This is a genomic window from Pseudomonas sp. R9.37 (assembly GCF_963878885.1).
In the GTDB taxonomy this organism is placed as follows: Bacteria; Pseudomonadota; Gammaproteobacteria; order Pseudomonadales; family Pseudomonadaceae; genus Aquipseudomonas.
In genome coordinates this window covers 251229-264366 of the sequence record NZ_CAWNZA010000046.1, presented here as the reverse complement: position 1 = coordinate 264366, position 13138 = coordinate 251229, and the positions used below count along the sequence as shown (strand labels likewise).

Sequence of the window (13138 nt, the reverse complement as noted above, 5' to 3'; positions counted from 1 at the left end):
GCCCATTTAGAGGAAGGGGCCATCGTAGCACCACACCCCGGGCATGGCCCGTCAAGGACTCCCCGTGAAAAAGATTTACCTCAGTGGCCCCATGACCGGCCTGCCCGGCCTCAACTTCGCGGCCTTCCACGCCATGACCACCAACCTGCGCGCCGGTGGCCACACCGTCACCAACCCCGCCGAGATCAACCCCGACGGCGGCACCTGGAACGACTGCATGCGCCGCGACATTTCCGCACTGATGGACTGCGACACCGTGGCCACCCTGCCCGGCTGGGAGCATTCAAAGGGTGCCCGACTGGAAGTCCTGATCGCCGAACGCCTCGGCATGACGGTTGTGAATGCCCATGATCTGGTAGCGCTGGAGGCTGTATGAGCGAAGTGAAGAAGTGGTACATCGGGGCGTTCGGAGGGGAGGCACAAGCAAGACCTTGCTCTCCCGCCGAATTCGAGATCATCCACGCCAGCGAGGGCCGGCTCTTTGTTCTCGCTGAAAACTACGACAGCGCCGTGCAATGCTTTCTTACTGCTGCCGAGCGCTGCGTTGCCGCTGAACGCCGGGAGAAAGAACTGCAACAGCACCTGACCGCAGCGGATGAGCAGATTGACCTGCTGTCCCCTCGCCATACCGAACAACCAGAAGGCAAGCGCGAGCGCTTTGAAAAATGGGTGATGGCAACCAAGCACCCGGTCTACGGCTTCCTCGATGGTCGATCCCTGGCCCGAGGCGATGATCGCACGGGTTACGCCGACGAGTATGTGCAGGGCCTGTGGGTGGCGTATCTGGCGTTTGGCGTCGAGCAGTTCGCTCCGGTATCGGTGGTGCCCATTCTGGAGGATCGCGAAACCCTAATCGGGTACGGTCGAAGTAGCGGCCTCGACGAAGCCTCGACGCTTTGCGCTCGCCTGGCATACGCCGCCTATTACCCGCCGGGCACACGCTTCAAGGCATTCACACCGAAGGCACAGAAAGCCCTGGGCGATCTACTGATCAAGGCGGCCAACGAGATTGCATCGCTGCCCGGCGGGCCTTACGAGCGCTTCAAGGCGCGGCAGGCAAAGACGGCCGAGTCAGCCAAATCCCGATAGGAGTACATCCGTACTCCTCTCGCGAAACGTGCATATTTCAAGACATCGCCTGCTGACTAATGGCGACTTTCCGAAGCTGCCGGGGCAGTCCTTAGAAAATCTTTCCAAGCCTCATAGGCGTAATGATGCTTCTGAGCAGACTCGAGCCACTCCGGCCCGGTCATCTGCCCAGCCGACACCAACATCATCATTTTGCTAGTGGCGGCATCGAGTTCTACGAGCAGCTCGTGGTATTTGAATCGAACGTCTTCCATACCGCTTTCCTCAAAGGCTCATCCAAGTGGGCCTCATAACGGATCTGATTAATTTGGGATCCAAAAGAGTGACAAGTCACTCGCTCCAAAGATCCACATCAGCTGATAAGCGGTTGAATTCGAAGCTAGAACGACCTTTGACGTCGCTCTTTTGGGGGAGAAGCAAGGTTGGGTACGGACTGCGTAGCTCTCTCGCGAGCAAAATCCAAGCCCCAGACCAGAGCCTGAGACATGGTCTGCGCCGGGCGATCAAGAAAACTATCTTCAAAAATCATCATTCCAGTCTGTCCGTAAACACCAACGAATAACTGGGTCTGATTGGTCTTTGACAGTCGGACTTGGATGTTCAGCAAGATGCCAGATGGAAGACGCTCATCGTGATTGCGGCAATGCAATTCAGGATCAGCCCAATTCCAGTAGATCTGACCGCGGGTACGCATGGTCCGGCCTCATTAGATGTGTGTCGCTCAAGATTACACCAACGCCGGTGGATAGCTACGCGTGGCGCCGAAGGTTCCGCATATCCGACCAAAGGTCATTAACTAATCCCTCCCCCTCACAATCAGCCGCTATAGCGGCAAGGACGAAGTCATGCCTGAAGAAATCAAATTGATCCTGCCAGCCCCGGTCGTGCGCGACGAATACGGCATGTTCGCTCACCCCGATATGCCCGATTTCGACGAGGGCGACGGTGATAAGTGCAAGGCCTGGATCGCTACACAGGGCTTGCAGGTGAAGATGGTAAGCCTCGAATACCACAGCGACGAAGCGGTCTCTGAGCGCTATTTCGAAGCAGGCGACCCGGACTGCAGCTACTGGGAACCGGATCGGCCTGATGGCGAAGGCTGGTTCTGCCTGGCCATTCACGACACGGACGATGGCCCGGTTTGCTGGTGGGCACGCCGGGTGACGCCATGATCGCCACCCTCTGGTTCGCCTACGTCTTCATCTACAAGGGGCCGAGGCCATGAAAGAACATCGCGTTTTGATCGGCGACTGCATTGAGTCGATGCGGACGCTTCCGGATAACAGTATTGACAGCGTGGTCACCGATCCGCCCTACGGTATTCGCTTCATGGGCAAGAGCTGGGATGGCGAAGACATCGAGGCTCGAGCCGCTTACCGAGCCAGCATGCCTTCACACGCTTCGACCTGCGGTCCGAATGGTGGTCACAGGTCAGTGGCCGCCGAGGCCGGCAAGTATGACCTGACACCCGAAGGCATGCGCGCTTTCCAGGCCTTCACGCTGGAGTGGGCAACCGAATGCCTGCGAGTGCTCAAGCCGGGCGGTCACCTGCTCTCGTTCGCGGCGGCACGCACTTACCACCATATGGCGGTTGGAATTGAAATGGCCGGGTTTGAGATCCGCGACCAGATCATGTGGGTGTTTGGCTCAGGCTTCCCGAAGTCGCACAACCTGAAGGGCGATCGCGCTGGATGGGGTACCGCACTGAAGCCAGCGCACGAACCAATCTGCATGGCGCGCAAACCATTCTCTGGAACGGTCGCATCGAACGTTGCCGAGCACGGTACCGGCGCCCTGAACATTGATGCTTGCCGTGTTGACCCTACGGGCGAGCGACTCGGCGGCGGAGATGAGAGCGGGAAAGTATCTAAGCCGGAAGGCTGGGTGAGACCCTGGATGCATGACACAGAACACGTAGCGGCCCACGGCAAAAAAGTTACCGCCAACGTCGACAAGGCCAGCCGCTTGGGTAGATGGCCGGCGAATCTGATACATGACGGAAGTGATGCCGTACTGGCCATGTTCCCTGACGCACCTGGTCAGCTCGCCGCTGCCAGCACCAGCGACACACAGCGGGCCGGACAAAACTGCTACGGCAGGATGAAGCGAGGGCGAGCGACGGAGGCGAGTGCAGGCAGCGAGAATGGCGGTATCGTTGGTTTTCAGATGAAGCCCGGCGATCGTCGGCTGGATACCGGCAGCGCTGCCCGCTTCTTCTACTGCGCAAAGACCAGTCGCACCGATCGGCACGAAGGGATGGTCAACCCAGGACCTCAGTTCAAGATGGGCACCACCCTGCGAAAGGTCGAGACGACTGAAACGAAAGGCAACAACCACCCAACCGTCAAACCTACCGACCTGATGGCATACCTGCTTCGACTGGTGACACCGCCCGGCGGTGTAGCGCTGGACCCATTCATGGGGTCGGGCAGCACCGGCAAAGCAGCAATGCGCGAGGGCTTCGAGTTCATCGGCTGCGAGATTGACGAGCAGTACGCGGCGATCGCCCGAGCACGCATCGAATTCGAAGTACTCCGGCAGCAAGAGCAGAAGGTCGAATCAGACCAACTCGATCTGTTCGCAACAGCCTAACCCCAATCCCCCTAAATGCCTGGCGGTGAGCGGCATCAGGGCAACTGGCTGTCTACCCAACGCTCTGCGGCCGCCATCGCATCACCCAGCGCTGCCGGGTAGTCAGGCCACGGCCCCTTCAACTCAGCAGCAACCTCACCTAAGCCATCAATGAGTGCCGGCTCGATGATCTTGGCAGCAACAGGAGAATCATCGTTCGGGCGGCGCCAGTCGAACTTGAGGAACATTACGTGGCAGCGATAGGCGTGCGCTATTGGTGCATCGAAGTTGTGTGACACGTCCATGCCTCATCACGAACTTAGTTGAGCCCCTTTTGTACACAAAACCTCACGCATTTTAAATATCAGCAAAACGCCATCACTACATTCCCCTACGGGCCTGTCGGTGAGCGGCGGGCGAGGTGCTCACCCAGAAGGTTCAGCCTCGCCATCCGTGGGCCGGTAAAGAGCGTTCCCTTCTGAGTGAGCGTGGCAAAGATACTCCCAAATAACAATCACTATCAAAAAATCCGATAGCCGCCCAGCGCGGCAAGGACACCACATGTTCGCATTCAAAGTCACCCTGATCCTGCTGGGCACTTTGCTGTACCTCGTCGGCAGCGGCGGCTGGCTCTTTTGGATCGCCCCACGCCTTCTGGCGGACGGCGGAACGGCCGACATCCTCTACGCCTTCGCCGGCGCCTGCGGCTGGATGCTGATCACCTTCAGCGTGGTCATTCACTTCATCAAGACAGCGCGGCCCACGGCGGCCAGCGGGAGGTAGATATGTCAGCGGCAGAACAACTCAACGATGGCGTCACCGGTGACAAGGTTCCCGAGGCGCAAATGGCCGAAATCCTCGGCACCACCATTGCGGCGCTGCGCTCAAAGCGAGCCAGGAACCAGATACCTCTTGGCGTCTGGAATAAGCATGGCAGCAGGATCATCTACAGCATCAGGAGATATTACGAATGGCTCGAAAGTCAGTGGGTCTGCCCGCAGGAATGGACCTCCACCACGGATCGATCCGCATCCGGTTTATGCGGAACGGCAGCCGGCGCAGTGAAACGCTCCCCTATCCCGCGACACAGAAAGGAATCAAATCAGCCTCACAGGTTGTTGATCAGGTAAAGGGGCTGATCAAGCTGGGGTTGCTCGACGACGACAAGTACGCCGAGCTATTCCCCAGTTCCAGCAACGTCGCCGGCGGGAAGATCAACTTCGGCGAGTACGCTCAGCTCTGGCTGGATAGCCGCGAGGTAGTGGCCGGCACGAAGGGGAATTACAAGGGAGCGCTAAACAGGTACTGGATGCCTGGGCTGGCCCTGGTGCGGATCGACCTGATCACCACCACGCTGCTCCGCCGGGTTATGGCTTCCAGGGAGTGGAAGTCGCCAGGGGTGAAGCGCAACGCGATCTCGAAGCTGTCGACAATACTGAACTCCGCTGTGTCTGAGGAGTTGATCCCAAAGAACCCGGCGGCGATCCTGGAGCTGCCCAAGCGTATTAAGAAGGAAATCGACCCGTTCACCCTAGACGAGGCAAACCAGATCATCGCCAAAATGTACGAGCACAGTCACTGGCCCAGTACGATCTATGCGGCATTTTTTGAGTTTGTTTTTTTTACGGGGATGCGCCTATCCGAAGCCCTGGCGATGCGCTGGGATGCGGCTGACGAAGAGAAGAGGACGGCCCACGTATGTCGCGGGATCGCCTTGGGGGAAGTGGTGGAGCGCACGAAAACCGGCGGAGACCGATTCGTTTTGTTGAATGACCGGGCCATGCACGCCCTGCAATTTGCCAGGGAGTACGCGGAGCGTCGGAAAAAAGGCAAAGGGAAAGTGCTGGAAACGCCCTTCATTTTCCCGCCGTCAAAGAACTCGGAGTACGTGAAACAGACATCTGACCTGCACAAGCAGTGGATTCCGACTTTGAACGCTCTGAATATCCGTCGTCGGCCGCCATACAACTGTCGTCACACCTATGCGACAATATGCATTATGTCTGGCATGAACCCCGCCTTCATCTCCCAGCAGCTCGGCCATAGTGTGCAGATGCTGCTCTCGACTTATGCGCGTTGGATCAACTCAAGCTCGGACTGGAGCGAAATGGAAAAGCTCCAGATTGGTCCCAAATTGGTCCCAGCTCAAATAAGCGCACCCTAAGCTATTGATAGGTAAAGTAATTGATCTCCACAGCTAACATCACCATGCAGTTCGGCGCCAAGCCGCTCTTCGAGAATGTCTCGGTCAAATTCGGCGCCGGCAACCGTTATGGTTTGATCGGTGCCAACGGTTGCGGCAAGTCGACCTTCATGAAAATCCTTGGCGGCGACCTTGACCCGTCCGGCGGCCAGGTCATGCTCGAGCCGAACGTACGCCTGGGTAAACTGCGCCAGGACCAGTTCGCCTACGAAGAATTCACAGTGCTCGACACCGTGATCATGGGCCACGAAGAGCTGTGGAAGGTCAAGGCTGAGCGCGACCGCATCTACTCGCTGCCGGAAATGAGCGAAGACGACGGCATGGCCGTGGCCGAGCTGGAAACCGAATTCGCCGAAATGGACGGCTACACCGCCGAATCCCGCGCCGGCGAGCTGCTGCTGGGCCTGGGTATTCCGCTGGAGCAACACTTCGGCCCGATGAGCGAAGTGTCCCCAGGCTGGAAACTGCGCGTATTGCTGGCCCAGGCGTTGTTCTCCGACCCTGAAGTGCTGTTGCTCGACGAACCGACCAACCACTTGGACATCAACACCATCCGCTGGCTGGAAAACATCCTGACCCAGCGCTCCAGCCTGATGATCATCATCTCTCACGACCGTCACTTCCTGAACAGCGTGTGCACCCACATGGCTGACCTGGACTACGGCGAGCTGCGCCTGTTCCCGGGCAACTACGACGAGTACATGACCGTGGCAACCCAGTCCCGCGAGCAACTGCTGTCGGACAACGCCAAGAAGAAAGCCCAGATCTCCGAGCTGCAATCGTTCGTCAGCCGCTTCTCGGCCAACGCCTCCAAAGCCAAACAGGCCACTTCGCGTGCCAAGGCGATCGACAAGATCCAGCTGGCCGAGGTAAAGCCTTCGAGCCGTGTGAGCCCGTTCATCCGTTTCGATCAGAACAAGAAGCTGCACCGCCAGGCCGTGATGGTCGAAAAAATGGCCAAGGGTTTCGACGGCAAGCCGTTGTTCAAAGACTTCAGCTTCCAGGTTGAAGCAGGCGAGCGTGTTGCGATCATCGGCCCGAACGGTATCGGCAAGACCACCCTGCTGCGCACCCTGGTCAATGAGTTGACCCCGGACGCCGGCAGCATCAAGTGGACCGACGCTGCCGAACTGGGCTACTACGCTCAGGACCACGCGCACGACTTCGAAGACGACGTCACCCTGTTCGACTGGATGGGTCAGTGGACGCAAGGCGAACAAATGATTCGCGGTACTTTGGGCCGCATGCTGTTCTCCAACGACGAGATCCTCAAGTCGGTCAAGGTGATTTCCGGTGGTGAGCAAGGCCGCATGTTGTTCGGCAAGCTGATCCTGCAAAAGCCGAACGTGCTGATCATGGACGAACCGACCAACCACTTGGACATGGAATCCATCGAAGCGCTGAACCTGGCGCTGGAAAACTACCCGGGCACGCTGATCTTCGTCAGCCACGACCGTGAGTTCGTATCGTCCCTGGCCACCCGCATCATCGAGTTGAGCGCCAACGGCGTGATCGACTTCAGCGGCACCTATGACGACTACCTGCGCAGCCAAGGCGTGGTGTTCTAAGTAACGCCACTGTAGTGAGCTGGCTTGCCCTGTGAGCTGGCTTGTTGTGGCGAGCAGGCTTGCCCTGCGTTGGGCTGCGAAGCGGCCCTAAAATCAGACACCGCGTTCTGCCTGGCAGAACGCGGTGTTTTTTATTGGGGCTGCTGCGCAGCCCAACGCAGGGCAAGCCTGCTCGCCACAAGCAGCCCGCTCACCATAATAAACCCAGCCATCAAACAAACTAGTTAGCCTGCTTCCTTTTCCCCCACGCCCTTGCCATCATGCCGTCACCGCCCGCCCGCGAACGAGTGACCATGCCTGCCACCGCCCCCACTTCACTGTCGATCACCCTGCAGATCGTCTCCATCGTCTTCTACACCTTCATCGCCTTTATCTGCATCGGCCTGCCGATCGCGGTAATCCCGGGCTATGTGCATGAAAACCTGGGTTTCAGCGCGGTGGTGGCCGGGATCACCATCGGTTCGCAGTACCTGGCCACCCTGCTCAGCCGGCCCATGGCTGGGCGCATGTCCGATAACGTCGGCACCAAGCGGGCGATTGTGCTGGGCCTGGCCGGTATCCTGGTCAGCGGTGTGCTGACGTTTTTCGCGACGCTAATCGAGAGCCTGCCCGCGCTGAGCCTGGGCATCCTGATCGTCGGCCGGCTGTTGCTTGGCGTGGCTCAAGGGCTGATTGGCGTGGGCACCATCAGTTGGTGCATGGGCGCGGTGGGCGCTGAACACACCGCGCGCTCGATTTCGTGGAATGGCATTGCCTCCTACGGCGCCATTGCGATTGGCGCGCCGCTGGGCGTGGTGATGGTGGCGGATTATGGCTACACCAGCCTTGGCATCGCCTTGACGGTGCTGGCGGCGTTGGGTCTGGTGCTGATCCGCAATAAGCCTTCGGTGCCCGTGGTACGCGGCGAACGGCTGCCCTTTTGGGCGGTGTTCGGGCGCATTGCGCCGTTTGGCACCAGCCTGTGCCTGGCGTCGATTGGCTATGGCACGCTGACCACCTTTATTACCCTGTATTACCTCAATCGCGGCTGGGCCGGGGCAGCGTATTGCCTGACGGTATTTGGCGTGTGTTTTATCCTGTCGCGCCTGGTGTTCATCTCTGCCATCAGCCGTTTTGGCGGGTTCAGTGCAGCGATTGCCTGCATGACCATTGAAACCCTGGGCCTGACGCTGCTGTGGCTGGCGCCCTCAACCGGGGTTGCGTTGATCGGTGCCGGGCTCACGGGTTTTGGCTTGTCGCTGGTGTACCCGGCGTTGGGCGTCGAAGCCATCAAGCAAGTGCCCAATAGCAGCCGTGGCGCCGGCTTGAGTGCGTATGCGGTGTTTTTTGATCTGGCCCTGGCGATTGCCGGGCCATTGATGGGCGCCGTGGCCCTGAACCTGGGCTACGGCTGGATATTCTTTTGCGCCGCGCTGCTATCGGTCACGGCGCTGGGGCTGACCGTGCTGCTCAAACGCCGCGCTTACTGATCGGCGGTCTGCATACCGGCGCGGGTCGCTTGGCCCAGCGTGTGGGAGAAGAAGCGCCCCGCTTCTGAAATCAGGTCGCGGTGGATGCCTTCGCGGTCGACGCCATCGGCATCGGTGCAGATCGCCGGCATCGCCACCAATTGGTCGCTGTCACACGGCGCCATGAACACGAAATGCCCGGCGCCCGCCAACAGTTTGAAATCCGGCGGCTCCGGCAGTTTGCGCGCCAGCGCAGCGGCGTTCTTGTCCACTGCCACCAATTTGTCGCCGTCGCCGCTGTAAAGCAGCACGGGCACATGCACATCCGCCAGGGTATGGCGGCCAAACATCAGGCTCAACGGCGCCATCAGCATCAAGGCATGAATGCGCGGGTCGGCCTGTGGCTGCAAGTCGTCGCGATCCACCACCAGTTCGCCTTTGGTGGTGCATGCGTCGCGGTCTTCCGGGCGCTCCTGGCAATAACGGCGCAGGCGGTCGAAGTCCGGCTTGGCGCCGGCCAGGATCAACGCGGTTTCGCCGCCGGCGGAGTAACCGATCACGCCCACCTGATCGACGTTGACGAACGGCGACAGCATCGGATCGCCGAGGGTGGCGGTGATCGCTTCGGAGATCTGAATCGGCCGGCCGTACAGGTTACTCACGGTGCCCAGGCGGCTGTGATCCTTGTAGTTGTCGCCAGGGTGCAACACGGCCACCACGACAAACCCCTTGCGTGCCAAAGACGTGGCCAGGTCGTGCAGGGCCAGTGGCGTACCGGTGTTGCCGTGGGACAGCATCAGCATCGGAAAGCGGCCGATGGCGACCTTGGAGTCTTCGGTGGCGGCGACGTGATAGGCGCCCAACGCAGTGCTGTGCTCATCGTCGGTCGACGGATAAAACGCGATGGCTTTCATCGGCTGCAGGTCCAGCGGGTCGAGAAAGGTCATGCGATGGAAGCCCACACTCCAATGCGGGTGCGGCGCTGGGGCGGCGTGCACTGAAATCAGGCCACCGAGCAGGGAGAGAACCAAAACAGCACAAAGACGCATCATGGGGATGTCCACCTTTGCTGCGCGACCACGTTCAACACCCGCGGCAGATCTATATGAAAAGTCCATGGTTCAAGGCGCTCACACCGGGTGATAAACCCATGCGTGCATAACCTGGGCCAAAGTAGTGACAGCGGGTAAACGAAAAAACTCCGTATTCCGGTCGTTTGAGGCGATCAGAATACAGAGTTTAGGCGCCCGGCTTCAGATTGGAACCGAGCAGACGCGAAATTTACACAAGCCTTACGCGGCGGCGAACAATTGTTCGTTGATGACAGCGTTGGCGTCGCTCAGGGCTTTGCTGCGTACTTCTTCACCGTAGGCCAGGCCTTGGGCGCGGACGAACTCGATGTCGGTGATGCCAAGGAAGCCAAACACCAGTTTCAAATAGTCTTCGTGGCCGACGTTGCTTGCCTGACCGGCGTGCAGACCGCCCGCAGTCGAGACGATGATCAGCTTCTTGCCACCGCACAGGCCTTCAGGGCCGGCTTCGGTGTAACGGAACGTCTGGCCGGCGACGGCGATGCGGTCGATCCAGGCCTTGAGCTGGGACGGCACCGAGAAGTTGTACATCGGCGCGCCGATCACCACAGCGTCGGCGGCGATGAATTCAGCCAGGGACGACGCGCTCAGCTCAGCCTCGTGCTGTTGTACCGCGTCGCGCAGTTCAGCCGCGGTGCCCAGGGCGCCCAGGGTCAGGCCCGAAAAGTGGCTGATGCCTTCGCTTGCCAAGTCACGGTAAGTCACTTCCACACCCGGCTCAGCCGCTTGCCAGGCCTTGACCACACCAGCGCTGAGCTGACGCGAAGCCGAGTTGTCGCCGAGGATGCTGGAATCGATATGCAACAGTTTCATGCGGGATCTCCAAGTGAGGATCGCGGCTAGGCGATCGAATGAGGTTGATCCTACACATGAACCCAATAAACGATTAGACAGCTTAAATGCGATTGTTCGTCCTGCCAGCAGGACAATCGATAAAGCGCCAACATTCAATCCAACAAGGTTATTGCCTGATGCGATGACGCACTGGATTTCGCCCGCGCTTGGCTTCATTCTCGCCGGCAGATCCGACAGCCACCGGCCACGCCATGCACCCACCCTCTCCCGTCCTGACCAAGAGCCTGACCCTGATCCTAGCCATCTGCTGCGGGTTTTCGGTCGCCACGATTTACTACAACCAGGCCATGCTGCCGCTGATTGCCGACACCTTTGCGGTGTCTACCGCGCACGTCGGGCAGATCGCGATGCTCACGCAGCTCGGTTATGCCTGTGGCCTGCTGCTGTTCGTGCCGCTGGGCGACCGGATCAGCCGACGCACCCTGATCCTGGCCGTGCTGTGCCTGAACTTCATCAGCCTGCTGGCCTCGGCCACAGCGCCGTCTTACACCTGGCTGCTGGTGGCGAGCGGGCTGCTGGGGCTGTCGGGGATCAGCGCGCAGGTGATCATTCCCGCCGCTTCCGACCTCAGTACCCTCGAACAGAAAGGCGCGGTGCTGGGCCTGATGGTCAGCGGCCTGTCGGCCGGTGGCTTGCTGGCCAGGACCGTCAGCGGCGTGGTCAGCGGCTGGCTGGGCTGGCGCGGCATGTTTGCCGTGGCCGCGGCGCTGGATGTACTGCTGTTTATGGCAATTCTGACGCGCATGCCGGTGTCGATCTCCACCAGCAAACTCGCGTATGGCGCCTTGCTCAAATCCCTCTGGGGTTTGGCCAGGCAATATCCGACCCTGCGCCAGTCGGCGCTCAAGGGCGCCCTGGTATTTGGTGCATTGAATGTGTTCTGGGGCTCGATGGCCGCCTTGCTGGCCTTGCCGCCGTATGGCTTTTCGAGTGCCCAGGCAGGCCTGGTGGGGCTCTCGGCCATTGTCGGCATTCTCTGCGCCTCGACCATCGGCCAACAAACCCGGCGCCATGGGCGCTTGCTCGAGCGCGCCGGCATCACCACGGTGCTGGTGGCGTTTATCCTGATCTACAGCCTTGGGCTGAGCGGCTGGTGGTGGCCCATCCTGATCGCGGCCACCTTCCTCGACCTGGGTAACCGGACCAACCAACTGGCCAACCAGACCCGCGTATTGACGCTGGAACCCTCAGCCACCAGCCGCCTGAACACCGTGTTCATGGTGGTCTACTTTATCGGCGGCGCCCTGGGCTCGGCGGCGGGCGCTTTCGCCTCGCAGCACTACGGCTGGCAGGGTCAGGCCCTCACCGGCGCGGCCTTTGCCGGGCTGGCCTTGCTGATGACCCTGTTCAGTGGGACGACACATAAAGCGACGCCGACGTAGGCGCCGGCAACGCGTAGGTGCGCTTCATCCACTGGACCTCTGCCTGCGGCGTGCGCCCGAAAAAGCGTTTGAACTCGCGGCTGAACTGCGAAGCGCTTTCATAGCCGACCCTGGCACACGCCGTGGCGGCGGTGATGTCGTTGCGCAACATCAATAAGCGCGCCTGGTGCAGGCGCGTGGACTTGAGGTATTGCATCGGTGAGGTGCCCGTGACCGTGCGAAAGTGCGCATGAAAACTTGGCACGCTCATCACGGCTTCCGCCGCCAGGGCCTCCACGTCCAGGTGCTGGTGGTAGCAGCCGTGAATTTTGCGGATCGCCCGCGCGACCTTGCCGAACTGGCCCTGCTGGTTAAGTGCAGCGCGCATCGAGCCGCCCTGCGCACCCGTGAGGATGCGGTAGTAGATTTCGCGCACCAGCGACGGGCCGAGGAGCTGCGCGTCCATCGGCACACGCATCACTTCGAGAAAACGCAGCAACGACTCGCTGAGCGGCTCATCCATGGGCGATGAATACATGCCGCGGGGCTTGGCCTCAACCAGGTCAGGGAAGTCATCCAGCGCCACCATCCATTCGGCGGCGAGGGTAAAATCCAGCCGCAGGTACACCGCCAGCATGGGCTCCTCTTCGCTGGCCTCGGTTTCCATGGTGAACGGCACGGGTACCGAGACCACCAGGTAATGCTGCGCGTCGTACAGGTAAATGTCTTCCCCCAGAAAGCCACGCTTGCACCCCTGGCAGACAATCACAATGCCGGGATCGTAGAGCACTGGTACTCGATGCAAGGGCCGGTTGGAACGCAAAAAGCGCACATCATCCAACGCGGTCAGGTTATAGCCTTCGACAGGCGCCAGGGTGCCCATCAGCTCGATGATTCGTTGAGTACGGCCCATGGTGAAAGGCTCCTGGCGAAAACCGCACGTTACTGCGCA

General features: G+C 60.1%; 15 protein-coding genes. 9 read left to right on the top strand and 6 right to left on the bottom strand.

What is annotated here, in order from left to right:
* Positions 1 to 64: 64 nt before the first annotated feature.
* Both AACU78_RS23080 and AACU78_RS23075 read left to right on the top strand, forming a co-directional pair.
* Positions 65 to 376 carry a DUF4406 domain-containing protein gene (locus tag AACU78_RS23080; protein ID WP_106577989.1) on the top strand — a complete coding sequence of 104 codons (312 nt, stop codon included), beginning with the start codon at positions 65 to 67 and terminating at the stop codon, positions 374 to 376.
* Positions 373 to 1089, top strand: a complete 717-nt coding sequence (locus tag AACU78_RS23075) for a hypothetical protein (RefSeq protein ID WP_106577988.1) — start codon at positions 373 to 375, stop codon at positions 1087 to 1089. Before AACU78_RS23080 ends, AACU78_RS23075 begins: the two co-directional genes overlap by 4 nt.
* Before the next feature lie 56 nt (positions 1090 to 1145).
* Here the strand turns inward: AACU78_RS23075 and AACU78_RS23070 are convergent, their stop codons facing one another.
* Both AACU78_RS23070 and AACU78_RS23065 read right to left on the bottom strand, forming a co-directional pair.
* On the bottom strand, positions 1146 to 1343 hold the full coding sequence (locus tag AACU78_RS23070; protein WP_106577987.1) for a hypothetical protein: 198 nt from the start codon (positions 1341 to 1343) through the stop codon (positions 1146 to 1148).
* Positions 1344 to 1468: 125 nt separating this feature from the next.
* Positions 1469 to 1783 (bottom strand): hypothetical protein, encoded by a 315-nt coding sequence (locus AACU78_RS23065; RefSeq protein ID WP_106577986.1) that lies wholly within the window; start codon positions 1781 to 1783, stop codon positions 1469 to 1471.
* Positions 1784 to 1934: 151 nt separating this feature from the next.
* Between AACU78_RS23065 and AACU78_RS23060 the strand changes: the two genes are divergently transcribed.
* Together AACU78_RS23060 and AACU78_RS23055 are read left to right on the top strand one after the other, a co-directional pair.
* Positions 1935 to 2261 (top strand): hypothetical protein, encoded by a 327-nt coding sequence (locus AACU78_RS23060; protein ID WP_106577985.1) that lies wholly within the window; start codon positions 1935 to 1937, stop codon positions 2259 to 2261.
* Between the two features lie 49 nt (positions 2262 to 2310).
* A complete protein-coding gene (locus AACU78_RS23055; RefSeq protein ID WP_106577984.1) occupies positions 2311 to 3681 on the top strand; it encodes a DNA-methyltransferase in 1371 nt (456 codons plus the stop codon).
* Between the two features lie 35 nt (positions 3682 to 3716).
* Here AACU78_RS23055 and AACU78_RS23050 read toward each other — a convergent pair whose 3' ends face one another.
* The gene (locus AACU78_RS23050; RefSeq protein WP_250212143.1) at positions 3717 to 3965 is read right to left on the bottom strand and encodes a hypothetical protein; all 249 of its coding nucleotides are present in this window, start codon (positions 3963 to 3965) and stop codon (positions 3717 to 3719) included.
* Positions 3966 to 4221: 256 nt separating this feature from the next.
* On the opposite strand from AACU78_RS23050, the gene AACU78_RS23045 reads away from it, so the two are divergent.
* From AACU78_RS23045 to AACU78_RS23030, 4 genes are all read left to right on the top strand, one after another.
* Positions 4222 to 4443, top strand: coding sequence for a hypothetical protein (locus tag AACU78_RS23045; protein ID WP_106577983.1), 222 nt, complete (start codon positions 4222 to 4224; stop codon positions 4441 to 4443).
* Positions 4444 to 4630: 187 nt separating this feature from the next.
* Complete coding sequence (locus tag AACU78_RS23040) at positions 4631 to 5824, top strand: tyrosine-type recombinase/integrase (RefSeq protein WP_106577982.1); 1194 nt, start codon at positions 4631 to 4633, stop codon at positions 5822 to 5824.
* A 20-nt stretch (positions 5825 to 5844) separates the two neighbouring features.
* Positions 5845 to 7431 (top strand): ABC-F family ATPase, encoded by a 1587-nt coding sequence (locus tag AACU78_RS23035; RefSeq protein ID WP_106577981.1) that lies wholly within the window; start codon positions 5845 to 5847, stop codon positions 7429 to 7431.
* Positions 7432 to 7724: 293 nt separating this feature from the next.
* A complete protein-coding gene (locus tag AACU78_RS23030; protein WP_106577980.1) occupies positions 7725 to 8900 on the top strand; it encodes an MFS transporter in 1176 nt (391 codons plus the stop codon).
* On the opposite strand, the gene AACU78_RS23025 is transcribed toward AACU78_RS23030, so the two are convergent.
* On the bottom strand, positions 8894 to 9931 hold the full coding sequence (locus AACU78_RS23025; protein ID WP_106577979.1) for an alpha/beta hydrolase family protein: 1038 nt from the start codon (positions 9929 to 9931) through the stop codon (positions 8894 to 8896). The two genes, AACU78_RS23030 and AACU78_RS23025, sit on opposite strands and share 7 nt — an antisense overlap.
* 240 nt (positions 9932 to 10171) lie before the next feature.
* Complete coding sequence (locus tag AACU78_RS23020) at positions 10172 to 10783, bottom strand: FMN-dependent NADH-azoreductase (protein WP_106577978.1); 612 nt, start codon at positions 10781 to 10783, stop codon at positions 10172 to 10174.
* A gap of 233 nt (positions 10784 to 11016) precedes the next feature.
* Between AACU78_RS23020 and AACU78_RS23015 the strand changes: the two genes are divergently transcribed.
* Positions 11017 to 12207 (top strand): MFS transporter, encoded by a 1191-nt coding sequence (locus AACU78_RS23015; protein WP_106577977.1) that lies wholly within the window; start codon positions 11017 to 11019, stop codon positions 12205 to 12207.
* Here AACU78_RS23015 and AACU78_RS23010 read toward each other — a convergent pair.
* Positions 12173 to 13099 carry an AraC family transcriptional regulator gene (locus tag AACU78_RS23010; RefSeq protein ID WP_106577976.1) on the bottom strand — a complete coding sequence of 309 codons (927 nt, stop codon included), beginning with the start codon at positions 13097 to 13099 and terminating at the stop codon, positions 12173 to 12175. The genes AACU78_RS23015 and AACU78_RS23010 overlap by 35 nt on opposite strands.
* Positions 13100 to 13138 lie beyond the last annotated feature (39 nt).

What these genes read in the sequence shown, in the direction of transcription:
- AACU78_RS23020 (WP_106577978.1), bottom strand. Translation starts at nt 10,783, where the DNA reads ATGAAACTGTTGCATATCGATTCCAGCATCCTCGGCGACAACTCGGCT.
- AACU78_RS23015 (WP_106577977.1), top strand. Translation starts at nt 11,017, where the DNA reads ATGCACCCACCCTCTCCCGTCCTGACCAAGAGCCTGACCCTGATCCTA.
- AACU78_RS23065 (WP_106577986.1), bottom strand. Translation starts at nt 1,783, where the DNA reads ATGCGTACCCGCGGTCAGATCTACTGGAATTGGGCTGATCCTGAATTG.
- AACU78_RS23010 (WP_106577976.1), bottom strand. Translation starts at nt 13,099, where the DNA reads ATGGGCCGTACTCAACGAATCATCGAGCTGATGGGCACCCTGGCGCCT.
- AACU78_RS23075 (WP_106577988.1), top strand. Translation starts at nt 373, where the DNA reads ATGAGCGAAGTGAAGAAGTGGTACATCGGGGCGTTCGGAGGGGAGGCA.
- AACU78_RS23060 (WP_106577985.1), top strand. Translation starts at nt 1,935, where the DNA reads ATGCCTGAAGAAATCAAATTGATCCTGCCAGCCCCGGTCGTGCGCGAC.
- AACU78_RS23070 (WP_106577987.1), bottom strand. Translation starts at nt 1,343, where the DNA reads ATGGAAGACGTTCGATTCAAATACCACGAGCTGCTCGTAGAACTCGAT.
- AACU78_RS23030 (WP_106577980.1), top strand. Translation starts at nt 7,725, where the DNA reads ATGCCTGCCACCGCCCCCACTTCACTGTCGATCACCCTGCAGATCGTC.
- AACU78_RS23055 (WP_106577984.1), top strand. Translation starts at nt 2,311, where the DNA reads ATGAAAGAACATCGCGTTTTGATCGGCGACTGCATTGAGTCGATGCGG.
- AACU78_RS23025 (WP_106577979.1), bottom strand. Translation starts at nt 9,931, where the DNA reads ATGATGCGTCTTTGTGCTGTTTTGGTTCTCTCCCTGCTCGGTGGCCTG.
- AACU78_RS23045 (WP_106577983.1), top strand. Translation starts at nt 4,222, where the DNA reads ATGTTCGCATTCAAAGTCACCCTGATCCTGCTGGGCACTTTGCTGTAC.
- AACU78_RS23050 (WP_250212143.1), bottom strand. Translation starts at nt 3,965, where the DNA reads ATGGACGTGTCACACAACTTCGATGCACCAATAGCGCACGCCTATCGC.
- AACU78_RS23040 (WP_106577982.1), top strand. Translation starts at nt 4,631, where the DNA reads ATGGCTCGAAAGTCAGTGGGTCTGCCCGCAGGAATGGACCTCCACCAC.